The organism is Nocardiopsis metallicus (assembly GCF_014201115.1).
Lineage (GTDB): Bacteria > Actinomycetota > Actinomycetes > Streptosporangiales > Streptosporangiaceae > Nocardiopsis > Nocardiopsis metallicus.
Genome location: NZ_JACHDO010000001.1, coordinates 7,443,882 through 7,469,545 on the forward strand (window position 1 = coordinate 7,443,882; position 25,664 = coordinate 7,469,545).

At 66.9% G+C, this 25,664-nt stretch carries 15 protein-coding genes and 3 rRNA genes; 11 read left to right on the forward strand and 7 right to left on the reverse strand.

Features of this window, described 5'->3' with window-relative positions:
• Nucleotides 1-36: 36 nt before the first annotated feature.
• The gene (locus tag HNR07_RS32780; RefSeq protein WP_184360963.1) at nt 37-1,470 is read right to left on the reverse strand and encodes an NF041680 family putative transposase; all 1,434 of its coding nucleotides are present in this window, start codon (nt 1,468-1,470) and stop codon (nt 37-39) included.
• Between the two features lie 686 nt (nt 1,471-2,156).
• On the opposite strand from HNR07_RS32780, the gene ltrA reads away from it, so the two are divergent.
• The 9 genes from ltrA (at nt 2,157) to HNR07_RS32825 (ending at nt 16,458) form a co-directional block, all read left to right on the forward strand.
• The gene (gene ltrA, locus HNR07_RS32785) at nt 2,157-3,404 is read left to right on the forward strand and encodes a group II intron reverse transcriptase/maturase (RefSeq protein WP_184361336.1); all 1,248 of its coding nucleotides are present in this window, start codon (nt 2,157-2,159) and stop codon (nt 3,402-3,404) included.
• Between the two features lie 331 nt (nt 3,405-3,735).
• Nucleotides 3,736-4,488, forward strand: coding sequence for an MBL fold metallo-hydrolase (locus HNR07_RS32790; protein ID WP_184370522.1), 753 nt, complete (start codon nt 3,736-3,738; stop codon nt 4,486-4,488).
• A 141-nt stretch (nt 4,489-4,629) separates the two neighbouring features.
• Nucleotides 4,630-5,355 carry a ribonuclease PH gene (gene rph / locus HNR07_RS32795; protein ID WP_083926917.1) on the forward strand — a complete coding sequence of 242 codons (726 nt, stop codon included), beginning with the start codon at nt 4,630-4,632 and terminating at the stop codon, nt 5,353-5,355.
• A 65-nt stretch (nt 5,356-5,420) separates the two neighbouring features.
• Nucleotides 5,421-6,026 (forward strand): RdgB/HAM1 family non-canonical purine NTP pyrophosphatase, encoded by a 606-nt coding sequence (gene rdgB / locus HNR07_RS32800; RefSeq protein ID WP_184370525.1) that lies wholly within the window; start codon nt 5,421-5,423, stop codon nt 6,024-6,026.
• Between the two features lie 928 nt (nt 6,027-6,954).
• Nucleotides 6,955-8,487 (forward strand): 16S ribosomal RNA (locus HNR07_RS32805).
• A 327-nt stretch (nt 8,488-8,814) separates the two neighbouring features.
• Nucleotides 8,815-11,908: ribosomal RNA gene (locus HNR07_RS32810) — 23S ribosomal RNA — on the forward strand.
• Between the two features lie 91 nt (nt 11,909-11,999).
• Nucleotides 12,000-12,115, forward strand: a 5S ribosomal RNA gene (gene rrf, locus HNR07_RS32815).
• The 16S, 23S and 5S rRNA genes sit together here, the layout of an rRNA operon.
• Before the next feature lie 188 nt (nt 12,116-12,303).
• Nucleotides 12,304-12,936, forward strand: coding sequence for a class I SAM-dependent methyltransferase (locus HNR07_RS32820; RefSeq protein ID WP_184370529.1), 633 nt, complete (start codon nt 12,304-12,306; stop codon nt 12,934-12,936).
• 312 nt (nt 12,937-13,248) lie between these two features.
• Nucleotides 13,249-16,458: a transglycosylase domain-containing protein gene (locus tag HNR07_RS32825; RefSeq protein ID WP_184370545.1), complete on the forward strand. Its 3,210-nt coding sequence runs from the start codon at nt 13,249-13,251 to the stop codon at nt 16,456-16,458.
• Between the two features lie 91 nt (nt 16,459-16,549).
• Here the strand turns inward: HNR07_RS32825 and HNR07_RS32830 are convergent, their stop codons facing one another.
• The 4 genes from HNR07_RS32830 to HNR07_RS32845 all read right to left on the reverse strand — a co-directional run bounded on the left by HNR07_RS32830 (nt 16,550) and on the right by HNR07_RS32845 (nt 20,944).
• Complete coding sequence (locus HNR07_RS32830; RefSeq protein WP_184370548.1) at nt 16,550-17,611, reverse strand: glucosidase family protein; 1,062 nt, start codon at nt 17,609-17,611, stop codon at nt 16,550-16,552.
• On the reverse strand, nt 17,611-18,339 hold the full coding sequence (locus HNR07_RS32835) for a class I SAM-dependent methyltransferase (protein WP_184373027.1): 729 nt from the start codon (nt 18,337-18,339) through the stop codon (nt 17,611-17,613). The genes HNR07_RS32830 and HNR07_RS32835 overlap by 1 nt, the downstream gene beginning before the upstream one ends.
• A gap of 53 nt (nt 18,340-18,392) precedes the next feature.
• Nucleotides 18,393-19,748 carry a glycosyltransferase family 4 protein gene (locus tag HNR07_RS32840; protein ID WP_184370551.1) on the reverse strand — a complete coding sequence of 452 codons (1,356 nt, stop codon included), beginning with the start codon at nt 19,746-19,748 and terminating at the stop codon, nt 18,393-18,395.
• Nucleotides 19,749-19,915: 167 nt separating this feature from the next.
• Nucleotides 19,916-20,944 (reverse strand): MBL fold metallo-hydrolase, encoded by a 1,029-nt coding sequence (locus tag HNR07_RS32845; protein WP_184370554.1) that lies wholly within the window; start codon nt 20,942-20,944, stop codon nt 19,916-19,918.
• A gap of 414 nt (nt 20,945-21,358) precedes the next feature.
• Here HNR07_RS32845 and HNR07_RS32850 point away from each other — a divergent pair, with 414 nt between their 5' ends.
• The gene (locus tag HNR07_RS32850) at nt 21,359-21,994 is read left to right on the forward strand and encodes a TetR family transcriptional regulator (RefSeq protein ID WP_184370557.1); all 636 of its coding nucleotides are present in this window, start codon (nt 21,359-21,361) and stop codon (nt 21,992-21,994) included.
• A gap of 33 nt (nt 21,995-22,027) precedes the next feature.
• On the opposite strand, the gene HNR07_RS32855 is transcribed toward HNR07_RS32850, so the two are convergent.
• Entirely contained in the window at nt 22,028-23,527 is a 1,500-nt protein-coding gene (locus HNR07_RS32855; protein ID WP_184370560.1) for a sigma-70 family RNA polymerase sigma factor, read from the reverse strand.
• Between the two features lie 193 nt (nt 23,528-23,720).
• Nucleotides 23,721-24,719 carry a quinolinate synthase NadA gene (nadA, locus tag HNR07_RS32860; protein WP_184370563.1) on the reverse strand — a complete coding sequence of 333 codons (999 nt, stop codon included), beginning with the start codon at nt 24,717-24,719 and terminating at the stop codon, nt 23,721-23,723.
• Nucleotides 24,720-24,971: 252 nt separating this feature from the next.
• Between nadA and HNR07_RS32865 the strand changes: the two genes are divergently transcribed.
• A complete protein-coding gene (locus HNR07_RS32865) occupies nt 24,972-25,643 on the forward strand; it encodes an NUDIX hydrolase (RefSeq protein ID WP_184370566.1) in 672 nt (223 codons plus the stop codon).
• Nucleotides 25,644-25,664: the final 21 nt, after the last annotated feature.

Genomic DNA, 25,664 nt, shown 5'->3' on the forward strand with positions numbered 1-25,664 from the left:
CAGTTGCTTGGAGGTGGAAGTCCTCTAGCTTGGCGTTTAACCTGCTTGCTTGGCTCCGGGGTGCCCCGTAGTGCCCGTTTTGTTCTTCTTGGGAACCCCGTATCGGGGAGCTGGACGCTTGTTCTGGCTCCCCACCGGACGCCCCGGACCAGGCCCGCAGGATTTCGGTGCACCCACACACACCGGCAGGTCAGCGCGAATGTACCGAAACCCCCGACGCACCCGCGCCGGACTCATCCGGTCCGCTTCCACCAGCCGATGCCAGGGCAATCTGACCTGACGCGCCAACAACCGGGCCAGACGTAGCTGGGTATAGGCCACCACGACCAGCCAGGACCACCGGTCCGCCGATCGCGGGTCCCGTAGCCGGGGTGCGTTCCACCCCAACGACTGTTTGAGGAAGCGGAAGGTGTGCTCGATGTCGAACCGGCGCAAATAAGCCCACCACATCTGACTGACCTGCTCTGAGCGCATGCCGGTGGCTGAGGACCACAACCACAACGGTTTGGGATCGCGCCGCGAGGGCAAAGCCTGCACCTGCAACAACACCAGGGTGCCCTCGATCACCGGTAGCTCACCGGGGTGCTCGGCCCAGGCTGAGCGGTGGGTCAGCCGGGGATGCATCCGATCCCAGGAGCGCGCGGTGGCACTGCCGTAGCGGCGGGTGGCAGCGGTGGTCACCGTCTCCGGCTCGGGCCAGGTATCGGGGGCGGCCATCCGTAGGGCAGCCCCGTGTTTGGGCGGGCGCCCGTTGGCTGAGATCGGTCGGTGCTCGGCTGGGCCGTAGAGCACCCGGTTGGAGGGCAACCGGCCCACCACCTGAACGGGCAGATCAGCGAGCAGATAGGCCAGACGAGGACTGTCATAGCCCGCGTCAACCACCACCACAATGTCGGGATCGCCCTGCTGGTGGTGTTCAGCCCTGATCAATCGGGCGATCAGCTGGCGGACTTGGTGGGCGGTGACGGTGGTGGGGTCCTCGTCACTGTGCAGGCGGCGCAGGTCCAGGGGCGCGGTCCAGGAGGTGGAGCCCTCTTCCAGTGCGACGATCATGGAGTAGGGCCAGCCCGGGACCATCTCGGCCTGGCCGGTGCCGCGCCCGTAGGTGTGGCACCAGGCCCGGTCAGGGCTGGTCCAGGCGTCCGGGCGCAGCCAGGGGGAGACATCGCAGGCCAACACGATGCGCCCGTGGAAGCGGGGCAGGGGCAGCGAGGCCAGGATCGATCGCAGTTGGGTGGTGTCGATGCTTCCGTGGGCCAGGGCGGCGTAGGCCGAGCCGTGGCCGCGGTGGTGTTCGGGCTCCAGGGAGAGTTGTGCCAGGTGGCGCACGGGGGTCGGGGTGCTGACCAGGGCTTCGCAGACCTCGAAGAGGGCGTCAGCACGTGTGGTCAGGCAGGCGTGGAACTGGGAGCGGAATCGGGCCAATGTCGACAGTGGCTCGACAGGGGTGTGCTGGTGCAGCAGACTCATGGTGACGGCCTTCGTTGTGATCAGGTGTGTTCGTGGTTGAAGCACATGATCACGCGAAGGCCGTTGTGCTGTCCGGGAAACAACGAAGCCCGTGACCGGGACGGTATCCGGTCACGGGCTCGAGGTTAAACGCCAAGCTAGAGGAAGCGGCAGTGCTAACTCTGAGCCGGAGGCAACGGCGTCACCGCGAGGTGGGGTCGGGAGGAAGCCCGAGGCGAAACCCTGCACTGAGGAACACGAACCGCATACAAGGCAGTCCGGTCGGGGTGAGCCAGCCATGGATGGCGAAGCCCGTCACTGCCAAGACGGCCGGGGTGTAGATGCGGCAGGCGTAGGGGGAAAGTAGCTGTTCTTACCTGGGGAGGTCTGTCCGGGTGTCGGTTGTGCTGAGTATGTCGCCGCGCCGACGGCCGCGACCGCAAGGGAGCGGCTGACCGGGCAGAAGTCAGCAGAGGTCGTAGTACCAGCCGGGATCGCTCGTGGGCTGGGAAGGGCCGAACGTCAAATGGGACAGAGGAACCGGTGCCGCTCGTGCTGGTCACACAGATCGCAGCCACCCCGCCGAAGGCGGGCCTGCGGTGGGAGGGGACGGTGCATTTCCGTTGAGTACCGCCGTAGAGCGTAGTGACCTGTCGGCGCGGCCTGGAGACGATGTCCACCACGGCCAGGGGGATCTGTGGCAGCGAATGCTGTCCAGCGCGAACCTGGCCGCGGCGCTCGAACGGGTCGAGACCAACCGGGGTGCCCCGGGTGTGGATGGAGTCACTACCGCTGATCTGCGGGGATGGCTGCGCGAGCACTGGGAGGGCGTTCGGGAAGAACTCGACGCGGGGAGATACCGGCCCTCGCCGGTCCGCCGGGTGATGATCCCCAAGCCCGGGGGCGGCGAGCGGATGCTGGGTGTTCCCACGGTGCTGGACCGTTTGATCCAGCAGGCCATCGCGCAGGTCCTCACCCCGATCTTCGACCCGGAGTTCTCCGGGTCTTCGTTCGGGTTCCGTCCCGGCCGGTCCGCCCATCAGGCGGTGCGGGTCGCGCGGCGGGCTATTGAGGACGGCCACCGATGGGTCGTGGACATCGACCTGGACCGGTTCTTCGACCGGGTCCAGCACGATGTGTTGATGGCCCGGGTGGCGCGCAGGGTTGACGACCGCAGGGTGCTGCGACTGATCCGGTCCTTTCTGGAAGCCGGGATCATGGCGGACGGGGTCAAGATGCCGAGCGCGCAGGGGACCCCGCAGGGGTCTCCGCTTTCGCCGGTCCTGTCCAACATCATGCTCGACGACCTGGATCGGGAGCTGTGGCGTCGCGGTCACCGGTTCGTGCGCTACGCCGATGACATCCGTGTCTTCACGCGTAGCAGGCGGGCCGCTCACAGGGTGCTCGACTCGATCACGGTCGTGGTCGAGCAGCGGTTGAAGCTGAAGGTGAACCGGGAGAAGTCGAAGGTGGTTCCGGCATCCGTCGCGACGTTGCTGGGGTTCGGTTTCTACTTCACCCGGGCCGGGGTGCGTATCCGGGTCGATCCCAAGGCGCTCAGGCGCTGGAAGGTGCGGATCCGGGAGCTGACCTCGCGCCGGTGGTCGGTTGCGATGGAGTATCGCATCGGCCGGTTGAACCGGTTCATCGTCGGGTGGATGGGTTACTTCCGGCTCGCGGACACCCCCAGGGTGTTCCAGGGGTTGGATGAATGGCTCCGCCGCAGGATGCGGCAGGTCCGTTGGAAGGAATGGAAGCGGGCCAGGACCCGCCGCCGGATGTTGCGCTCGCTCGGTATCTCGGATCGTGTGGCCCGGGACTGGGTGATCAGCAGCAAGGGGTACTGGCGGATCGGTGGCTCGGTCGTCCTTCAGCAGGCGCTGCCCAACTCCTACTGGGAGGGCTTTGGTCTGCGGATGCTCAAGCCGACCTGGCAGCGGTTGAGATCAGTTTGACGAACCGCCGGATGCGGGCCCGCATGTCCGGTGGTGTGGGGGGAGGGCCGGGCGACCCGGCCCTCCTACCCGATTCCGGCACGGTGGCGTGTGATCCCTGCTGTGACCCGAACCCGAGTCGAGAAATCGGTCAAAGCTGGTCAATCGGTGTGAAAAATTCACACGTGATGCACGTCGCCTGAGATGCGGGCCACATTTTGTACCACCTGGGCGGCCATTGGGGTACACCCGTAACAACGGGACATCCGCAGAACCAGCCGCTCACCGCTCTCCCCGCACAGTCACCCAGGGGGCCACAGGCAGTGCGGCCGATCGAAAAGGCGACGACGACGTGCGACTCACGATTATCGGGTCCTCCGGGAGCTTTCCCGGGCCGGACAGCCCGGCCTCCTGTTACCTGGTCGAGGCGGACGGCTTCCGCCTGCTGCTCGATCTGGGCAACGGCGCGCTCGGTCCCCTCCAGCGTTACGCCGACCTCTACTCCGTGGACGCCGTCTACCTCAGCCACCTGCACACGGACCATTGCGCGGACATGTGCGCCTACTGGGTCGCCCGCATGTACGCGCCCGGCGGGTCCAAGGACCCCATCCCCGTGTACGGACCCGAGGGCGTCGCCAACCGCCTCGCCGAGATCTACGGCCTGGCGCCGGACCCCGGGATGACAGAGGTCTTCGACTTCCACGAGCTCACCCCCGGCGAGTTCCGGATCGGCCCGATGACCGCGCGCGTGGCCCGGGTCAACCACCCCGTCGACGCCTTCGGCATCCGCCTGGAGCACGGGGGCGTCAGCCTCACCTACTCCGGTGACACCGGCTCCTGCGACTCGCTCGTCGAACTGGCCCGGGACACCGACCTGTTCCTGTGCGAGGCGGCCTTCCACGACCACGTCGAACACCCCAAGGACATGCACCTCACCGGGAGTGAGGCGGGCGACCACGCCACCCGGGCGGGGGCGCGCAAACTCCTGCTCACCCATCTGGTGCCGTGGAACGACGACGACATCACGATGACCGAGGCGCGCAGCACCTACGACGGCCCCATCGAACTGGCCCGCGGCGGACAGGTCCGCGAGATCGGCGCCTGAGCTGGCGGAGCCGAGGTCTGGGCCGGGGGTGGGCTGGGGTCCTGTGACTGGCGCTGGAAACTGGAGGCTGTGGCGCGGGTCCCACCGGGCGCGGGTCCGCGGCAGCACCGCTCGGCACCGTCCGGATATACGCTCGTGTCCATGGCCCGACCTGACGGACGCGTTCCGACCCAACTCCGCCCCGTGAACATCCACCGCAACTGGCTCCGCCACGCGGAAGGCTCCGCGCTCATCGAGTTCGGGGACACCCGCGTGCTCTGCGCGGCCACCGTCGAGGACGGCGTGCCCCGCTGGCGCCGGGGTACCGGCGAGGGGTGGGTCACCGCCGAGTACGCGATGCTCCCGCGCTCCACGGACACCCGCGGCTCCCGCGAGTCGGTGCGCGGCAAGATCGGCGGCCGGACCCACGAGATCTCCCGCCTGATCGGCCGTTCGCTGCGCGCCGTCGTCGACTTCAAGGCGATGGGGGAGCACACCATCACCCTGGACTGCGACGTGCTCCAGGCCGACGGCGGTACCCGTACCGCGGCGGTCACCGGTGCCTACGTGGCCCTGGCCGACGCCATGAAGTACCTGCGCAAGCGCCGCAAGCTCAAGAACAACCCGCTGACCGGCTCGGTCGCCGCGGTCAGCGTCGGTGTGGTGCAGGGCCAGCCCCGGCTGGACCTGAACTACCTGGAGGACTCGGTCGCCGACACCGACATGAACGTCGTGCTGACCGGAGACGGCAAGTTCGTCGAGGTGCAGGGCACGGCCGAGGGCCAGGGCGCCGCCTTCGACCGCGAACTCCTCAACAAGCTGCTCGACCTCGCCGCGGGCGGGTGCGAGGAGCTGACCGCCATCCAGAAGAAGGCCCTGTCCGAGTGAGGAGCGCGAACGGCGTCGGTTTCCGGACCGGAGACCGTATCGGCGGCGTTCCCGGAGGAGGCACATTGAAGCTCGTACTCGCCACCCGCAACGCGAAGAAGGTCCCGGAGATGCGCGCCATCCTGGCCGAGGCCGGGGTGGACGCCGAGGTTCTGTCCCTGGACGGGTTCCCGGACGCGCCCGAGGTCCCCGAGACCGAGCCCTCCTTCATCGGCAACGCCCTGCTCAAGGCTCGGGCGATCGCGGCCCATACGGGACTGCCGGCGGTCGCGGACGACTCCGGCCTGAGCGTGGACGAGCTCCGGGGGATGCCGGGCGTGCTCTCCGCGCGCTGGGCCGGGCGCTTCGGCGCGGGCGACCAGGACCGGGCCAACCTGGACCTGGTGCTCGACCAGCTCGCGGACACCCCCGCCGAGCGCAGGGGAGCGGAGTTCGTCTGCGCGGCGGTCCTGGTCATGCCGGACGGGACCGAGGTCGTCGCCGAGGGTGTGCTGCGTGGACGGCTGGTCGGCGAACGCCGCGGCGAGAACGGGTTCGGCTACGACCCGGTCTTCGTTCCCGAAGGGGAGAGCCGTACGGCCGGGGAGCTGTCGGCCGAGGAGAAGAACGCGATCAGCCACCGGGGGATCGCCTTCCGGAAGCTCGCTGGCGAACTCGCCCGAATGATCTGAGTGGTCTCTGAACAGCTGAGGGGGTGGGCGCCGGACCCGGCGCCCACCCCCTCAGCCGTTCCACCGGCAGGCGGACGGCAGACGGCGAGGGCACCGGCAAGACGGTCGGCGAGAAAAAATCCTCGCCCCCGTGTTTGCCCCCGCGCCGCTTGGGGAGGATTGCTGTTGTCTGACAAGCAAGCCACGCGAAGCACTGGTTCCCGTGTGTGGGAGCCGGGTAGATCGAGGCGTCGCTCCGCGGACCAGGGCGAGAACCCGCAGTTGACGGGGGCTCCCAGGCCAACGCGGACCGTCCGGGCAGATCGGGGTTTTACCCACGGTCCGGGCCGAGTTGACGTCTTCGGATCAGTTACCTAGACTCACTGAGTCGCTGCGGGACGGCGAGCAGGCCCTGTTTGGGTTCTGGCTCAGCACCGTGCCGCGATCACAGACATCCTCTTCCAAGCCAGATGGTCCGAGCACACACTCGGAGCATGTAGGCTCGGGGAGTTGCTTCGAACAGACCAGCGGAAACAACGCGGTGAAAACACCGCCGAGGAAACGCTAGGCTGGGAAAAGCACAAGGGGCTTTACCCCGATCAGGAACAACACAAACCGCCGATTTGGCGGGGCGCGGAACACCTGATAAAGTAAAGACACAACGAAGCGAGCCGGACGCGAAAGCGAACGGGACGCAGAAAAGAAAAGCCTTCCACGGAAGAGCAGACGGAACCAGCTGGTTCCGGCGCTTGTACGGGAAGAGTGATTGTTTCTTGAGAACTCAACAGCGCGTGTTTGATTTTCTTTAAGCCATGTTTGTTTTGGCCCCGACGCACTTCGGTGCGTAGGGTTCCTTTGATTGGTCATCGCAAGATGATCGGTCAGGATTTCTTCTAGGTTTACTCACCCCAGGCTGACCCTCGCGGTCGCCGGGATGGGTTGTTTGACCTTTATGGAGAGTTTGATCCTGGCTCAGGACGAACGCTGGCGGCGTGCTTAACACATGCAAGTCGAGCGGTAAGGCCCTTCGGGGTACACGAGCGGCGAACGGGTGAGTAACACGTGAGCAACCTGCCCCTGACTCCGGGATAAGCGGTGGAAACGCCGTCTAATACCGGATATGACCTGTCACCTCATGGTGGCGGGTGGAAAGTTTTGTCGGTCAGGGATGGGCTCGCGGCCTATCAGCTTGTTGGTGGGGTAACGGCCTACCAAGGCGATTACGGGTAGCCGGCCTGAGAGGGCGACCGGCCACACTGGGACTGAGACACGGCCCAGACTCCTGCGGGAGGCAGCAGTGGGGAATATTGCACAATGGGCGAAAGCCTGATGCAGCGACGCCGCGTGGGGGATGACGGCCTTCGGGTTGTAAACCTCTTTTACCACCAACGCAGGCTCCACGTTTTCGTGGGGTTGACGGTAGGTGGGGAATAAGGACCGGCTAACTACGTGCCAGCAGCCGCGGTAATACGTAGGGTCCGAGCGTTGTCCGGAATTATTGGGCGTAAAGAGCTCGTAGGCGGCGTGTCGCGTCTGCTGTGAAAGACCGGGGCTTAACTCCGGTTCTGCAGTGGATACGGGCATGCTAGAGGTAGGTAGGGGAAACTGGAATTCCTGGTGTAGCGGTGAAATGCGCAGATATCAGGAGGAACACCGGTGGCGAAGGCGGGTTTCTGGGCCTTACCTGACGCTGAGGAGCGAAAGCATGGGGAGCGAACAGGATTAGATACCCTGGTAGTCCATGCCGTAAACGTTGGGCGCTAGGTGTGGGGACTTTCCACGGTTTCCGCGCCGTAGCTAACGCATTAAGCGCCCCGCCTGGGGAGTACGGCCGCAAGGCTAAAACTCAAAGGAATTGACGGGGGCCCGCACAAGCGGCGGAGCATGTTGCTTAATTCGACGCAACGCGAAGAACCTTACCAAGGTTTGACATCACCCGTGGACCTGTAGAGATACAGGGTCATTTAGTTGGTGGGTGACAGGTGGTGCATGGCTGTCGTCAGCTCGTGTCGTGAGATGTTGGGTTAAGTCCCGCAACGAGCGCAACCCTTGTTCTATGTTGCCAGCACGTTATGGTGGGGACTCATAGGAGACTGCCGGGGTCAACTCGGAGGAAGGTGGGGACGACGTCAAGTCATCATGCCCCTTATGTCTTGGGCTGCAAACATGCTACAATGGCCGGTACAATGGGCGTGCGATACCGTAAGGTGGAGCGAATCCCTTAAAGCCGGTCTCAGTTCGGATTGGGGTCTGCAACTCGACCCCATGAAGGTGGAGTCGCTAGTAATCGCGGATCAGCAACGCCGCGGTGAATACGTTCCCGGGCCTTGTACACACCGCCCGTCACGTCATGAAAGTCGGCAACACCCGAAACTTGTGGCCTAACCCTTCGGGGAGGGAATGAGTGAAGGTGGGGCTGGCGATTGGGACGAAGTCGTAACAAGGTAGCCGTACCGGAAGGTGCGGCTGGATCACCTCCTTTCTAAGGAGTCTTTACAGGTCGGCGCTTTTTCTACAGCCGGCCGGACTCGAAAGTGGACCTGAGCGTCCGGGCCTTGAGGGTCTGGTGCGACTCGGGAGTGGCTGAAGTGAAATCGGACTTGACCCCTGGCGACTAGAAGCGTCGGGGGGCGCGCTGTTGGGTATCTGAGGAAGCAATCCTTTGTGGGTTGCATCCCGCTACCACCTCCAGTAACTCCCATGGCTCTGGTTCTCCTTGTGGGGATCGGGGTTGTGGTTTGAGGTAGGGGAGTTTGTGGTTGGTGTTTTGATTTGTGAATAGTGTGCGCGAGCATCTTATTATCTGTAGTGGCCAAGTGATAGTGGCACACGGTGGATGCCTTGGCATCAGGCGCCGATGAAGGACGTGGGAGGCCACGATAGGCCGCGGGGAGCTGTCAACCGAGCTTTGATCCGCGGGTGTCCGAATGGGGAAACCTAGCCCGAGTTGTGTCGGGTTGCCGCTACCTGAATGTATAGGGTAGTTGGTGGTGACGCGGGGAAGTGAAACATCTCAGTACCCGTAGGAAGAGTAAACAACAGTGATTCTCCTAGTAGTGGTGAGCGAACGGGGAAGAGGCTAAACCGCATGCGTGTGATAGACGGCAGTCGTTGCGTGTGCGGGGTTGTGGGATGCATCTTTTCAGGTCTGTCGGCCTGGAGCGCCGATGATTTTTCTAGCTGAATCCGTTGGGAAGCGGTACCGGAGTGGGTGAGAGTCCCGTAGGTGAAGGAAGAGTCTAGGTGTTGATGTTCTCCCGAGTAGCGCGGAGCCCGAGAAATTCCGTGTGAATCTGGCAGGACCACCTGCTAAGCCAAAATACGTCCTGATGACCGATAGTGCACTAGTACCGTGAGGGAAAGGTGAAAAGTGCCCCGGTGAGGGGTCGTGAAATAGTACCTGAAACCGTGTGCTGTCAAGCCGTCAGAGCTGAAGCTTGTCTTTGGTGATGGCGTGCCTTTTGAAGAATGAGCCTGCGAGTCATGGTGTGTGGCGAGGTTAACCCGGGTGGGGTAGCCGTAGGGAAACCGAGTCTGAATAGGGCGTTTGAGTCGCATGCTGTGGACCCGAAGCGGAGTGATCTACCCATGTCCAGGGTGAAGCGGGGGTAAGACCTCGTGGAGGCCCGAACCCACCAGAGTTGAAAATCTGGGGGATGAGGTGTGGGTAGGGGTGAAAGGCCAATCAAACTCCGTGATAGCTGGTTCTCCCCGAAATGCATTTAGGTGCAGCGTCACGTGTTTCTTGCTGGAGGTAGAGCTACTGTTTGGCTGATGGGCCCTACAAGGTTACTGACGTCAGACAAACTCCGAATGCCGGTTAAGTGAAGCGTGGCAGTGAGACTGCGGGGGATAAGCTTCGTAGTCGAGAGGGAAACAGCCCAGATCATCAGCTAAGGCCCCTAAGCGTGTGCTAAGTGGGAAAGGTTGTGGAGTTGCTGAGACAACCAGGAGGTTGGCTTAGAAGCAGCCATCCTTTAAAGAGTGCGTAATAGCTCACTGGTCAAGTGGTTCTGCGCCGATAATGTAGCGGGGCTTAAGTACACCGCCGAAGCTGTGAAGTCCAAGTTTAGACTTGGGTTGGTAGGGGAGCGTCGTGCATCCAGTGAAGCTGCCGAGTGATCGAGTGGTGGAGGGTGTGCGAGTGAGAATGCAGGCATGAGTAGCGAAAGCAACGTGAGAAACGTTGCCGCCGATTGACTAAGGGTTCCTGGGGCAGGTTAATCCGCCCAGGGTGAGTCTGGACCTAAGGCGAGGCCGACAGGCGTAGTCGATGGATAACGGGTTGATATTCCCGTACCCGTGCACGAGCGTCCAGTACCGAATCAGGTGATGCTAACCACGCTGGTTCTTGGTGGTCCCTTCGGGGAGCGCCTCTGAGCTGGTCTGGGACCCGAGCTTGTAGTAGGTAAGTGATGGGGTGACGCAGGAGGGTAGCTCTACCCGGCGGTGGTTGTCCGGGGGTAAGCGTGTAGGCCGAGGGGTAGGCAAATCCGCCTCTCGTGAAGGTTGAGACGTGATGCCGAGCCGTTTTCGGTGAAGTGAGTGATCCCATGCTGTCGAGAAAAGCCTCTAGCGAGTTCGTGTGTGGCCAGTACCCTAAACCGACGCAGGTGGTCAGGTAGAGAATACCGAGGCGTTCGGGTGAACCATGGTTAAGGAACTCGGCAAATTGTCCCCGTAACTTTGGGAGAAGGGGAGCCCTGTCTGGTGACGGATCTTGCATCCTGAGCTGGGTGGGGTCGCAGATAGCGGGGGGAAGCGACTGTTTATTAAAAACACAGGTCCGTGCGAAGTCGTAAGACGCTGTATACGGACTGACGCCTGCCCGGTGCTGGAACGTTAAGAGGACTGGTTAGTTGGGGTTCGCCCCGGCGAAGCTAGGAATCTAAGCGCCAGTAAACGGCGGTGGTAACTATAACCATCCTAAGGTAGCGAAATTCCTTGTCGGGTAAGTTCCGACCTGCACGAATGGCGTAACGACTTCCCCACTGTCTCAACCATGGGCCCGGTGAAATTGCACTACGAGTAAAGATGCTCGTTTCGCGCAGCAGGACGGAAAGACCCCGGGACCTTCACTATAGCTTGACATTGGTGTTTGGGATGGTTTGTGTAGGATAGGTGGGAGCCGGTGAAGCTGTCACGCTAGTGGCGGTGGAGGCGTTGGTGAAATACCACTCTGACTGTTTCGGGCATCTAACTTTGGACCGTGATCCGGTTCGGGGACAGTGTCTGGTGGGTAGTTTAACTGGGGCGGTTGCCTCCCAAAGAGTAACGGAGGCGCCCAAAGGTTCCCTCAGCCTGGTTGGTAATCAGGTGTTGAGTGTAAGTGCACAAGGGAGCTTGACTGTGAGACGGACGTGTCGAGCAGGAGCGAAAGCTGGGACTAGTGATCCGGCACCGGCGTGTGGAAGCGGTGTCGCTCAACGGCTAAAAGGTACCCCGGGGATAACAGGCTGATCTTCCCCAAGAGTCCATATCGACGGGATGGTTTGGCACCTCGATGTCGGCTCGTCGCATCCTGGGGCTGGAGTTGGTCCCAAGGGTTGGGCTGTTCGCCCATTAAAGCGGCACGCGAGCTGGGTTTAGAACGTCGTGAGACAGTTCGGTCCCTATCCGCTGTGCGCGTTGGAGACTTGAGAAGGGCTGTCCCTAGTACGAGAGGACCGGGACGGACGAACCTCTGGTGTGCCAGTTGTCCTGCCAAGGGCATGGCTGGTTGGCTACGTTCGGGAGAGATAACCGCTGAAAGCATCTAAGCGGGAAGCTTGCTTCGAGATGAGGTCTCCTGCCTCCTTTGAGAGGGTAAGGCTCCCTGTAGACGACGGGGTTGATAGGCTGGATGTGGAAGCCCTGTGAGGGGTGGAGCTGACCGGTACTAATAGGCCGAGGGCTTGTCCGCTGCAGATAATTGGATGTTCGCGCACGCTTGTTCACGAAAGCTTGGCTGTCGTGATTCCCTTTCGGGGTTGAGTCATGGTGGTTGTTGGTTTCCGTGGTGGTTTTAGCAGGAGGGTCACACCCGGTCTCATTCCGAACCCGGTCGTTAAGTCTCCTTGCGCTGATGGTACTGCTCTGTGATGGGGTGGGAGAGTAGGTCGCTGCCACGGTTTTTCTTGAGGGGAGGGGGTTCGTTCTTCGGAGCGGGCCCCTTCCTTTTTTGTTGTGGGGGTTTGTGAACATGTGAATGCGGGGGTGGGGGTGGGGTGCGGCTGACAGCAGCGCATGATCGGGCCTTGCGGGTGATTGGAGTTGGGGCGCTGGTGAGGGGGGATTCTGGCGGTGGGAGAATTTCGGTATGACGAAGACAATCCCCGCGGATCTGCTGGCTGCTGCTGAGGCCGCGAAGGGCTTCATGCCCACTGATGAGGGGCTGGCCCTCTTTGAGACCGCGTTGGAATACGCCGACCGTGGGCCGGTCGTCGAGATCGGTACCTACTGTGGAAAGTCCACCGTGTTTCTGGGAGCCGCTGCTCGGCTGTCCGGGGCGAAGATCATCACCGTGGACCACCACCGCGGGTCCGAAGAGCACCAGGAGGGCTGGGAGTACCACGACGCCTCGCTCATCGACCCGGTGACCGGGAAGTTCGACACCCTGCCGCACTTCCGGCACACCATCACCAAGGCGGGCCTGGACGACGAGGTCATCGCGATCGCCGGGGCCTCCGTCGACGTCGCCGCGGTCTGGGGCACCCAGCTCGGCATGCTCTTCATCGACGGCGGGCACAGCGAGACGGCCGCCCAGAACGACTACGCGGGCTGGTCCCCGCATGTCGCTGTCGGGGGTGCTCTCGTCATCCACGACGTGTTCCCCGACCCCGAGGACGGCGGTCGTCCGCCCTACAACATCTACTGTCGCGCCCTCGACTCCGGGAACTTCAAGGAGGTTCGTGCGGTCGGCTCCATGCGGGTCCTGGAGCGCGTCGCCTGATCCCAGGGCCGGGGGCCTGCCATACGCCCCCGGCCCCTTCTGTGTACGCTCGGTGATTTTCCCTGGTCACCGTTGTGTCAGGGGTCGCTAATGCGGGTGACTCAACACCCTGCCTGAGACACGCCTTCGAAGGGTAAGCCTTCGGTAAGAAGTGACCGCGTGGTTACGTATCTGACCTTGACACGATTACGTGCGGGTATCGTGGCGGTGAGGGTGGAGCGATGGTGGCGATTTCCCTGTGAATACCGCTTCAGTCCCGAATTGAACTGAACCGATCAGGGGCACTCGCGCGTCAAACACCAGGACGGCACAGTGCCGGACGTGATTTGCCTTGGGGGCGGGGAGCTGAGCAAGAGCACACACGGCAGTGGCGGGACGGATGGACAGCGTCCTGACTCGAACACGCCGGAGACGAACGACACCTCTGCTGAGGAGCTGTCCAGTCATGCGACCCCCCAGGGTGACAACGTACCCACCGCTGGTGAGGATCAATCCACAGGGGAGGCGTCGGCTGAGGAGAAGGAGGACGACGGCCTGCCCGAACCGGAATTCATCGCCGGGCCGATCGCCTTCAAGACGAGTGGCACCTTCTTCCGTGACCGCGTAGCGCAGACCTTGGCTGAACAAGGCTTCGAAACCGGTGATATGAGCTCCCTGGAGTCGGAGACTCCGCCGAGCGATACCCCGGAGACCGCGGACGCGGCGGCTGAGGACGACAGCGATGGCGGTGCCGAGCCCGAGGAGCCCCGGACGGAGGGGATTCAGGCCGAGGAACCCCAGGGTTCCGCTGAGCCGGACTCCGAGTCTGAGCCGGACTCCTCCGAACCTGAGCCGGACTCCGAGCCCGCCACGGAGAAGATCCCGGCGCGGGGGCAGGACGAGTCCGTCGGTGACCCGGTGGCCGCGGCTGCCGCTGTGGCCGAGACCGGACCCGCGACCCAGCCCTTCCAGCTCCCGGACGAGGACGACGACCAGGAGCACACCCCGACGGACTCCGACGAGCCCCGGACCGAGGCCATGCCCGCGCCCGCCCCGGGTACGGTGCCCTTCGCGGCTGCTCCTCCCGAGGCCGAGCACCGCGCGGAGTCCGCGTCGGCGGGGGAGAGCGCCGACGCGGAGACGGCTGCCCTGTGGCCCGAGCCCCGGCGGCTGTCCGACTACGTCTCGGACAGACCCTCGTCGGAGGGCTCCGAGTCCTCCGACAGCGAGTCCGGTGCATCGGTGCCCGGCGCTGCCGCCGCGGCGGCCATTCCGCCAGGCGGTGCCACGCCTCCTGGTACTTCCGGTGACCCTCAGGGGTTTTCCGGCGGACAGCAGCGGGGCCCGGCGGCTGCACACGGCGCAGGCGGTGCGGCTGGTGGCCCCGGCGGTCCCAAGGGTCCGCCCGGTGGTCCCGGTGGCCCCAAGGGGCCCGGCGACAAGTCCGGCAAGAAAAAGAAGGGCAAGAAGCCGCTCTGGCTGCGGCTGCTGCGTGCCTTCCTCGTGGTCACCGGCCTGCTCATCATCCTGGCCTGCGGCGCCTTCGCGTTCCTTTACAGCACCGTCGAGGTGCCCGACGCCGCGAAGGCCGACGCCGTGGAGCAGGGCTCGACCTTCTACTTCGCCGACGGTGAGACCGAGTTCGCCTACCGGGGGACCGACCGCGACGTCATCACCTACGAGGAGATGGTGGCCGGTGGCGACCACGTCGTCGAAGCGGTCATCTCCGCCGAGGACCGCGGGTTCTGGACCGAGCCCGGTGTCTCGCTGAGCGGCACCATGCGTGCCGTGTGGTCCACGGTCACCGGTGAGCAGGTGCAGGGCGGTTCGACCGTCACCCAGCAGATGGTCCGCAACTACTACGAGGGCGTCTCCCTGGAACAGACCGTGTCCCGCAAGATCCAGGAGATCATCATCTCCATCAAGGTGGATCAGAGCGAGGACAAGGAGTGGGTGATGGAGCAGTACCTCAACACCATCTACTTCGGTCGCATGTCCTACGGCGTCCAGGCCGCCGCGCAGGCGTACTACAACAAGGACGTAGACGAGATCACCCCGGAGGAGGCCGCGTTCCTGGCCGCCGCCATCCAGCAGCCGACCCGGTTCGGCCAGGCGGACGTGGAGACCACGCCCGCGATGGAGAACCGCTGGCAGTACGTCGTCGACGGCATGGTCACGACCGGGGCGATCAGCCAGGCCGAGGCCGACGCGATGGAGTTCCCGGCGCCCGAGCCGGAGAAGACCGTGGAGAACATCTCCGGGTACCGCGGGTACATGCTCCAGGAGGCCATGGGTGAGCTGGCCGACCTCGGCTTCACCGAGGACCACATCCAGCGCCAGGGCTACAAGATCGTCACGACCTTCGACGAGGACATGATGAACGCCGCCTACGAGGCGGTGGAGGAGATGGTCCCGCCGGAGGACCTCCCCGAGGGCGTCAACATCGGGCTGACCACCATCGACCCGAAGACCGGTGAGGTGCTGGCCTTCTACGGTGGACACGACTACGTGCAGAACCAGTACGACAGCTCCTTCCTCGGCGCCGCGCAGGCGGGTTCGGCGTTCAAGCCCTACGTGCTGGCCACCGCACTGGAGCAGGGCTACGGCCTCAACTCCACGGTGGACGGCCGCGGGCCGAGGGACATCGCGGGCTCCCGGGTGCAGAACGCGGGCAACGCCCCGGGTGGCGTCATGACGCTCACCCAGGCGACGACGGTGTCCAACAACCTCGGTTTCATCGAGCTGGCCCAGGAGGTCGGTTTCGAGGAGGTCCGACAGACCGCCTATGACGTGGGCCTGCCGGACGGCAGTATCGACGACAACCAGCTGGTCCCGGTCATGCCGCTGGGCGCCACCAGCGTCCGCCCGATCGACCAGGCCAGCGGGTACGCGACCTTCGCCAACGGCGGTGTGCACATGGAGGCGCACGTCATCAAGGAGGTCGTGAACCAGGAGGGCGAGAACGAGCGGCCCGAGGTCGAGGGCGAGCGCGCTCTCAAGGAGTCGACCGCCTCCGACGTCACCTACGCCCTGGAGCAGGCCGTCAACGGCGGTACCGGTACGGCCGCGCGGCTGTGGGACCACCCGGTGGCGGGTAAGACCGGTACCACCGACGGCGGCGTCGCGGCCTGGTTCGTGGGGTACACCCCGCAACTGTCCACGGCGGTCGGGGTCTACAGCGGTAACAACGAGAGCTTCAGCATCCCGGGGCACAACATCTCCGGTGGCGGTCTGCCCGCCTCGATGTGGAACTCGTACATGAGCCGCGCCATGGAGGGCTACGAACGCGAGTCCTTCCCCGGCCCCGAGTTCAGCGGCAACACGGAGAACTGGGCCCCGGACCCGGCCACCCAGCAGCCGCAGGAACCCCGGGAGCCGCAGGAGCCGCAGCAGCCGGAGAACCCCGAGCCCGAGGTCCCGGTGGAGCCGGAGGTTCCGGTGGAGCCCGAGGTTCCGGTCGAACCGGAGGAGCCGGGCGGGCCGGGCGAGACGGAGGATCCGGGGATTCCCGACTTCCCACCGGGCCGCGGTGACGAGGGCTGATGACGACGGCCGGATAGCGAAAGGAGGGCCTTGGTACCGGAATCGGTACCAAGGCCCTCCTCGTGTTCTCATCTGAAGCCGTTCCGGCGGGTCAGACGCCGACCGGCTCCTGTTCCCAGGTGTGCAGGAAGACCCGGGAGCCGGGCGTGGTGCCGGTGAGCGCGTCCACCGCCAGGATGACCGCCGCCGAGGTCCAGGTGCTGCGCTCCACCGGCCAGCGCACCTGTTCGGCGAACTGGTAACCGGTCCAGTAGACGCCGTCGTCGGCGTCGCGCAGGTGCTGGACGTCCCGCAGGATGCGCACCCCGGTCTCGGTCTCGCCCATCGCGGCCAGCGCCATGACCAGCTCCGAGGACTCCGCCGCGGTCACCCACGGCTGGTCGCTCACGCAGCGCACGCCCAGGCCGGGCATGACGAAGGTGTCCCAGCGCTCGGCGATCCGGGCCTTGGCGGCTTCGTCGCGCACCGCGCCGCCGAGGATCGGGTAGAACCAGTCCATCGAGAACCGGGAGCGGTCCGAGAACAGCCCCTCGTCGTTCTGGATGAGCTCGGCCAGCCTGTCCGCGGCCGCCGACCACTCCGGCCGCTCACGGCCCAGACGGGCGCCCAGGGCGGCACCGCAGCGCAGGGCGTGGTGCACGCTCGCGCACACCGTGAGCAGCGCGTGGTCGCCCGGGGAGCCGTCCTCGGAGCGGGCCCACAGAACCTCGCCCTGCTCGCCGCGCAGGGCCAGCACGAACTCCAGGCCGCTCTCCACCACCGGCCACATGCGTTCGGCGAACGCGGTGTCGCCGGTGACGAGCAGGTGGTGGAAGAGGCCCACCGCCGGGTAGGCGGCGTGGTTGGCCTCGCGCAGCTCCGTCACGGCCCGGCCCTGGCGGTACTTGGCGTACCAGCCGCCGTCCGGGTGGCGGCTGCCGTCCAGCCACAGGTAGGCGCGGCGGGCCGCCTCGGCGTGCTCGGGGACGAGCCGGCCGGTGACGGTCAGGGCCATCGCGCACTCCACGTGGTCCCACACGTCGGCGTGGCCGCCGGGGAACCACGGGATGACCCCCTCGGCCTCCTGGGACCGCGCCATGTAGTGGGCGGAGAGGTGGAGCTGCTCGGTGCTCAGGACTCCTGGCAGGTACAGGGCTTCTGGGGCGGGCGCCATCAGGAGGCCGCGTCGGTGTGCGGCTTGCGCACGTACACGATGACGCTCTTGCCGATGACCGGGTTGAGCAGCTTCTCTGCCACGCGGGTCACCTTCGGCGCCTGGAGCATGTCCCAGACCAGCAGGTCGTGGTAGGCCTTGGCCGCCGGGTGGTCGTTGTTGTCGGTGCCCACCGCGCACTTGATCCACCAGTAGGGCGCGTGCAGGGCGTGCGCGTGGTGGTGCGGGCCGATCACGAAGCCGGTGGCCTTGAGCTTGGCCTCCAGCTCGGCGCGCGTGTAGATGCGGATGTGGCCGCCCTCGTTGGTGTGGTACTCCTCCGAGAGGGCCCAGCAGATGCGCTCGGGCAGGAAGCTGGGCACGGTGACGGCAGCGATGCCCCCGGGCTTGAGGACCCGGTACAGCTCCTTCATGGCGGCGGTGTCGTGCGGCAGGTGCTCGAAGATCTCGGCGGCCACGACGCGGTCGAAGCTGCTGTCGTCGAAGGGCATGTCGAGCGCGTCGCCCTTGACGGTCTCGGCCTTGGCTTCGGCGGGCGCCTCACCCTCGTGGGCCATCGCGGCGAACATGGTCTCGACCTCGGCGAGGTCGTTCTCGTTCTGGTCGAAGGCGACGACGTCGGCGCCGCGGCGATAGATCTCGAAGGCGTGGCGGCCGCCGCCGCAGCCGAGGTCGAGAACGCGGTCGCCCGGGCCGACGGGGAACAGGTTGAAGTCGACGGTGATCAGTGGAGGCTCCCTAGGGGTGGTGCTGCGGGTCGTGGAGTGCGCGGCCTGCCGGGTCAGGCACCGTTCGCGCGGGCCCGCACGGGCGCGGGTCGGGTGTCGCCGCCGGTACCGGCACCGGTCCCCTTGACGGCGTCGATGGTGGAGGCGTAGCGCTGGGCGGTCAGCTCGGCCACGGCCTTCCAGGTGAAGCGTTCCTGGACGCGGCGCCAGGCGGCGGCGCTCATCCGCTCGCGTTCGGCGTCGTCGTCGAACAGGGAGGTGAGTTCGGCGGCCAGCAGCTCGGGGTCTCCGGGCGGGATGAGCCGGCCGGCGACCCCGTCTGTGCCCACGACCTCGGGCAGGGCGCCCGCGTGGCTGGCGATGAGCGGGGTGCCGCAGGCCATGGCCTCCACGGCCGGAAGGGAGAAGCCCTCGTAGAAGGAGGGGACGACGGCGACCTGGGCGCTGGAGATGAGTTCGCCCAGTTCCCGGTCGCCGATGCCGCTGACGAACTCCACCCGATCGCGCAGGCCGAGTTCGTCGACGAGCTGGTCGGTGGGGCCGCCGGGTTTGGGCTTGCTGACGATCGTGAGCGTGACGTCGCGTTCGGTGGCGAGCTTGGCGGCGGCACGCAGCAGGACGCTGACGCCCTTGAGGGGGCTGTCGGCGCTGGCGGTGCACACGATGCGGCCGGGGACGCGCTCGACCTCGGTGCGGGGGTGGAAGTAGCGGGTGTCCACGCCCAGCGGGGTGACCTCCATGGTGGCGGGGGCGACGCCGAACTCGCGGGCGATGTCGTCGGCGGAGGACTGGGAGGGCACCAGGATCGGGTCGAGCTTGCGCGCGACCCTGGCCTGCATCTTCACGAACCCGTACCAGCGGCGCTTGGAGAGCTTCTGGAGGCCCTTGGCCTCCTCCAGCTCGATGCGGCGGTCCACGCTGATGGGGTGGTGGATGGTGGTGACCAGGGGGATCCCGGCGGACTTGACGCCGAGCAGGCCCCAGCCCAGGGTCTGGTTGTCGTGGACGACGTCGAAGTCGCCCAGGCGGCGGCGGAGTTCGCGGTTGGCGCGCAGGGAGTAGGTGAGCGGCTCGGGGAACCCGGCGGTCCACATGGTGACGACCTCGAGGACGTCGATCCAGTCGCGCCACTGGCGCACGGGCGGGGCGACGAACGGGTTGACGTCGTTGTACAGGTCCAGGGAGGGGAGCTTCTCCAGGGTGACGCCCTCGTCCAGGACGGGGTAGGGCTGTCCGGAGAAGACGGTGACCTCGTGACCGAGCGCGGCCAGTTCGCGGGACAGGTGGCGGACGTAGACGCCCTGTCCGCCCACGTGCTGCTTGCTGCGGTACGACAGGAGGGCGACGCGCAGGGGGCGGTCGCCGGAGGGCCGTGGGGTCGGTTCCGTGCTTGTGCCCGACTGGGTCAAGAGTCCACCTCTTCGTTGGGTCGCGTGCCCGGTCGCCGCCGTTGCGCCTTGCGGGCTCCGGTGTGGTCGGAGCCGCTGGTGGGGCGGCCGCTGGGATAGTTGCGCGCCCCCATATGTTACTCGCGAGTTCATTCGGGGTCGGCGCCGGGCTTCGGGTATAGGGGATCCTATTCGGGGTGCTGCGCTTGGGCGACGCTGGCCCAGCGGGGCAGGTCGTCCGGGCCGCTCCGGGCCGCCAGGCCGCGCTCCTCCAGCAGGCGCAGGTGCGCGGCGGTCTCGGAGGCGGCCATGTGTCTGGCCAGGAGCCGCATGTCCGCCCAGGGGCGGCGCCACTCCAGGCGCGAGGTGAGTTCCCAGAGGGTGGTGGGGCCCTGCTCGAGCAGGCGCGCCATGAAGTCCAGGCGTTCCTCGTGGTGGTCGACGATCTCCGCGGCGCGTGCGGTCAGACCCCAGAAGCGCGTCTCGTGTGAGGGAAGACACAGGAGCCGGTCGGCCTCGGGCATGCGGCCGACGCGGGCCTGGGAGGCGATGAAGTCGCCGAGGGGGTCGCCGTCGGCGGAGTCGAGGGGGAACTGGCCCACGTGCGGGGTGATGCGCGGCAGTACGTGGTCGCCGGTGAAGAGCAGGTCGCGTTCGGCCAGGTGCAGGCACAGGTGGCCGGGGGTGTGCCCGGGGGTCCACAGTGGGCGCAGGTCCAGACCGGGGACGTCAAGGCGCTCGCCGTCGCCGAGCGCGCGGTCGGGGAGCGCGGGTGAGGGGAAGACGTTGGGGGCGGCGCGGAAGGCCTCGAGGTCCTGCTCGGGGAAGCCTGCGCGGGTCATCTGCTCCAGGACGGAGGCGCCGCGTTCGTCGGGGGTGCGCTCCTCCAGCCGCCGCAGGACCTCGATGTCGGCGGGGTGCATGGCGACCCAGGCGTCGGAGGCCTCGCGCAGGCGGCCGGTCAGGCCGGAGTGGTCGGGGTGGAAGTGGGTGAGCACGGCGCCCTGGACCTCGTCGACGCCGTGTCCGGCCTGCTTGAGGCCGCTGACCAGTGCGTCCCACGAGTCATCGTGGTCCCAGCCGGTGTCGATCAGGACGGGGCCGCCGGGCGCGGACAGCGTGTAGACGTAGGTGAACCCGATCGGGTTGTGGGGAACGGGTACGGGGATGCTCCACAATCCCTCGCCTAGGTCCTCTACCGGGGGGACTTCACGCATCCTGGGCCGACCTCTCCACTGGAAACCGAATCTGATTCGATTCTAGGGAAGGGCCCGGCGGGGCCTGCGGGCGGTGGGTGCCCTACGGGTCCGCTCCGGATCCGGTTCGGGTCGGTCCGGGGTCGATTTGCGTGGCCGGGTGTGGCCTGGGCCATATCGCCCGAGCAAAATAGAACATATTCTACTAAGGTCGAACGGGTCACCTGAAAGCCCGGGTCAAGTTCTCGTATTGCCTTCACTACATCGGGCGATGAGGCACGGATCATGGGCGCGAAGCGCTGCGATGGTGGGAAGCCGTTGGATAACGTGTTCTCGTAAGCCTGGCTGGCAGGGGTACGCACCAGCCCGGCGCAGTTGGCCTCGGTCCGCCGCTCGACGGCGCGCGCGGAACCGGTGACGAATGGGAGAGACCCTGTGGCGGTGCAGGCACCTATCGGAACGATGACGCGGAGTCAGACCCAGCGTCGTCGGCGCATCGTCCAGACCGCGGCCGCCCTGGCCGTGCGCGGTGGCGTGGAGGCCATGCAGATGCGCTCGGTCGCCGAGCGCGCCGGAGTCGCCCTGGGCACGCTCTACCGCTACTTCCCCTCCAAGATGGACCTCGTCGTGGCCGTGGTCACCGAGGAGCTCGACCTCCTGGAAGGCGGCATCGTCCGCCGCCCGCCCACCGCGGACTCCCCCTCCGGCAGGGCGGTCGACGTCCTGCTCCGCGCCACCCGGGGTCTCATGCGCGAGCCCGAGCTCGCCGACGCCCTGGTGCGCTCCCTGATCATGGCCGAGGTCAAGATCGAGCTCGACGTACGCATCAGCGACCTGGTGTGGCGGGTGGCCACCGGCAACCTGGAGGGCGCGGACACCACCGCCGCCGACGAGGAGTCCGCGGGCGCCGGTGCCGGGGTGGACCGTGGCAGCACCGGGTACGTCCTGGTCAGCTCGCTCACCAGCGTGTGGATCTTCGAACTGGTCGAGATCCTCAAGGGCCGCCGCGACGTCGACGAGGTCGCGGGTCGCCTCCAGACCGCGGCCGAGCGCCTGCTCGTCTCCTTCTAGCCGCTCCCCGCACCCGCGACCCGCCCGGTCGCCCTAGTCTCCCTGGTCGCTTTGGCCGTTGCCGAACAGCAGGCCCAGCAGGCCGCCGAGCAGGCCGTTCGATCCCCCTCCGCCACCGGAGCCCCCGTTTCCGGGGTCGGTCTCGGGGGTCTCCTCCGGCTCGCCCGGAGCCGGTTCGCCGCCGCCCTCCCCGGGGGCCCGGGGCGGAAGCGGCTCGTCCCCGGGCTGTTCCGGGGCTTGCTCGTTCGAACCCTCGCTGGTCCGCTCCTCGCCCGCGGAAACCCCTTCGTCCTCGGGGGCCTCCGCGGGGTCGCCGGGCTCCTCGCCCGGTGGCTCCGCCGCCTCCGAGTCCTCCTGGAGTGAGTCGCCCGAGGCCGAGGTCCCGGTCTGCTCGGTCCCCGGCTTGCCGTCGGAGGCGGTCGAGGCCGCCTCCACCTCCGACAGGCCCGGACGCTGCCCCGGTAGCGCGGGACCCGCGTCGATCATGGTGGAGGGGTCGCCCATGGAACTGGCCCACCACCACAGACCGAACGCCACCGCGACCGTCGCCAGCCCCGAGACCGCCGGCAGCGGCCAGCGCCGCCGTCCCGGTCCGGTGACCTCGTCGAGCGGGTCGTGGTCGGGGGAGGGCAGTGGGGCGCGCACGTCCTCGTGGAGGGAGTGGTCGGCGGTGGTCAGCCGGTCGCCGGGCAGGGCCCGGGGGAGCGGCGTCTCGACCGTGCCGCCCTCCTGCGGGGTCTCGGCCACGGGCGCGCCGGGCGGGCGCGAGCGGTGGACCGGGTAGCCGTCCGCGGTGAGCGGCTGCATGGCGGCGGCGATGCGGCTGCGGTCCCCGGCCGCCTCGGGTGAGGTGCAGGTGTGCACGACCCGCGCGCGCAGACCGGGTGGCGGGCCCGGTGGCCGCAGCAGGGCCAGGGCGGAGGAGACCTGTTGGACCTGGGTGCGCCAGGTGTTGGTGGCGGTGTCCGCCTCGGAGCCGCTCCCGGCGTCGGCCTCGCCGAGGTCCTCCATCCCTTCGGCGGCGCGGCGGATCGCGGAGCGGGACAGCTCGCCGCAGATCCGCGGATCCAGGCCCAGGACACGGGCGACAGCGGAGGTGGACAGCGCGTGGCGCAGGTTGAGTTCGACCAGTTCGCGGTGGCTGGCGGGCAGCCGGGAGAACATCCGAGCGACCGGAACCTCCGCGGGCACGGTGGCCAGGCGTGTGTAGGGGCAGGTGAGCGAGAAGCCGCGGCGCTGGCAGGCGGAGCGGACCAGGGCGTAGAGCCAGGGCCCGCGGTCCGCGGGGTCGGTGAGCCTGGCCTGGAGCCCCACCCCGGCGACCAGGGCCTCGTGCACGGCGTCGGTCACCGGGTCCTCGCCCGATCCCCCCGAGCCTGGCTCTGCCGCGTCCGTTTCCCGCGCGCCCTCGACGTACCGTTCGGGGTCGCCCAGCAGGGACCACGCGTACAGGTACAGCGACGGCGCGAAGGTGTCGTGCAGCGCCTCGACGACCTCTGCCGCCGGTACGTCTGTTTCGTTACCTCTGGTCACGATTCTCCCCCCGCTTCTGTGGTGACGCTAGCGAGGGGAGGCGTCTGGCGTGGGTGAATCGATCAGCTGTATCTGGAAGGTGAGACTTCTGTTACCGTCCAGGCGCGTCCGGCGTCACTCCGAACGCGCGCTCTGACCGTCCCCCGGCGGGTTCCGACAGGCCCCGCAAGGCTTCGAAAGCCCTGAGAGGCCGCTACTCGCCGCCCCGGGAGGGCTGACCGATCGAGACCATGCGCTCCACGGAGCGGCGGGCGCGTTCGGCGGTCTCGGGGTCGACCAGGATCTCGGTGGTGCCGTGGCGCAGAGAGTTCAGCAGCTTGTCGGCGTCGATCATCTTCATGTAGTGGCACTCGGCGCGCGAGTTGACCGCCTCGAACTCCGTGGTGGAGTTGGCGTTGCGCAGCTGGTGCAGCATGCCGGTCTCGGTGGCGATCAGCACCTTCTTGGCGCTGGTGTTCTCGGCGGCGCTGAGCATGCCGCCGGTGGAGAGCACCTTGACCCGGTCCTCGGGGACCGCACCGCTGCCCACCAGGTAGAGGGCGGAGGTGGCGCAGCCGCACTCGGGGTGGACGTACACCTCGGCGTCGGGCTCGGCCGCGACCCGCTCGCGCAGGGTGTGGCCGTCGATCCCGGCGTGCACGTGGCACTCGCCCATCCAGATGTGGATGTTCTCGCGGCCGGTGACCCGCTTGACGTGGGCGCCCAGGAACTGGTCCGGCAGGAACAGGATCTCCTTGTCCTCCGGGATGGAGCGGATGACGTCCGCGGCGTTGGACGACGTGCAGCAGATGTCGGTCTCGGCCTTGACCGCCGCCGTGGTGTTCACGTAGGCGACCACGACCGCGCCGGGGTGCTGGGCCTTCCAGGCGCGCACGTCCTCGGCGGTGATGGTGTCGGCCAGCGAGCACCCGGCGTTGGGGTCGGGCAGGAGGATGGTCTTCTCCGGCGCGAGGATCTTGGCGGTCTCGGCCATGAAGTGCACACCGCAGAAGACGATGGTGCTGGCGTCCACGCTCGCGGCGAGCCGGGAGAGCGCCAGGGAGTCGCCGGTGTGGTGGGCGACGTCCTGGATTTCCGGACGCTGGTAGTTGTGCGCGAGGATGACAGCGTCGCGCTCGTCTGCCAGGCGGCGGACCTCAGCGGCCCATTCCTGCCTGGTCATGGTGTCCGCCGTCGCGGTGACCGTTGCCATGTCCTACTACTTCCTTGAGGCTGTGGGCACGTCGTGCGGGCGCCGTGCCGTGGGAGGTCAGTGCGGTGGACTAGTTTTTGTCTTGTAGGCACAAACCTGGTGAAGCTTAACATGTCGTGGAACGGAAGGGACAGGGTGGATATCCCGGAAGCAAACGGACAGGCCACGGTGGTCGGAACGGGCACCGCAGCGGGAGTGGCCGCGACGGCCGCCCCGCGCGGGGCCGGAGCGGTCGCAGGGGGAGGTGGAACGGTGCTCTCGGCACACGAGGCGCTCGCCGTCGTCCTCCAGATCCGCGGCGGTGAACTGTGCGTGCTGCTGTGGCGGCGGGCCCTGCCGCCCTGCGAGGGGGAATGGGCGCTGCCCGGCGGCCGCCTCCGCGCCGACGAGAGCCTGGGCGCCTCCATCCGCCGCCAGCTCGCCCAGAAGGTCGACGTCCGCGACCTGAGCCACCTGGAACAGCTGGAGACGCGCAGCGACCCCGAACGCGACCCGCAGCGCCGCACCCTGGCCACCGCCTACCTGGGCCTGGTCCCGGCGCACATCGACCCGGTGGTGCCCGACGACACCGGGTGGCACCCCGCCGCCGACCTGCCCCCGATGGCCTTCGACCACGCCTCCATCGTCCGTTCGGGCCGCCGTCGCCTGCGCTCCAAGCTCAGCTACACCAACCTCGGTTTCGCGCTGGCGCCGCCGGAGTTCACCATGTCGGAGCTGTCCGCCCACTACCGGGCCGCCCTCGGGCACGATGTGGCCGCCACCAACCTGCGCCGGGTCCTGCTGCGGCGCGGACAGATCGAGGAGACCGGGCGCTCGGTGCCCTCGGGGCGTTCGGGCGGCCGGCCCGCCGCGCTCTTCCGCTTCCGCGCACGGGAGCTGGAGGTCACCGACGCCTTCGCCGTGCTGCGCCCGCCGGTCGGCTGACCTGGGGGCGGTTCCGACGGC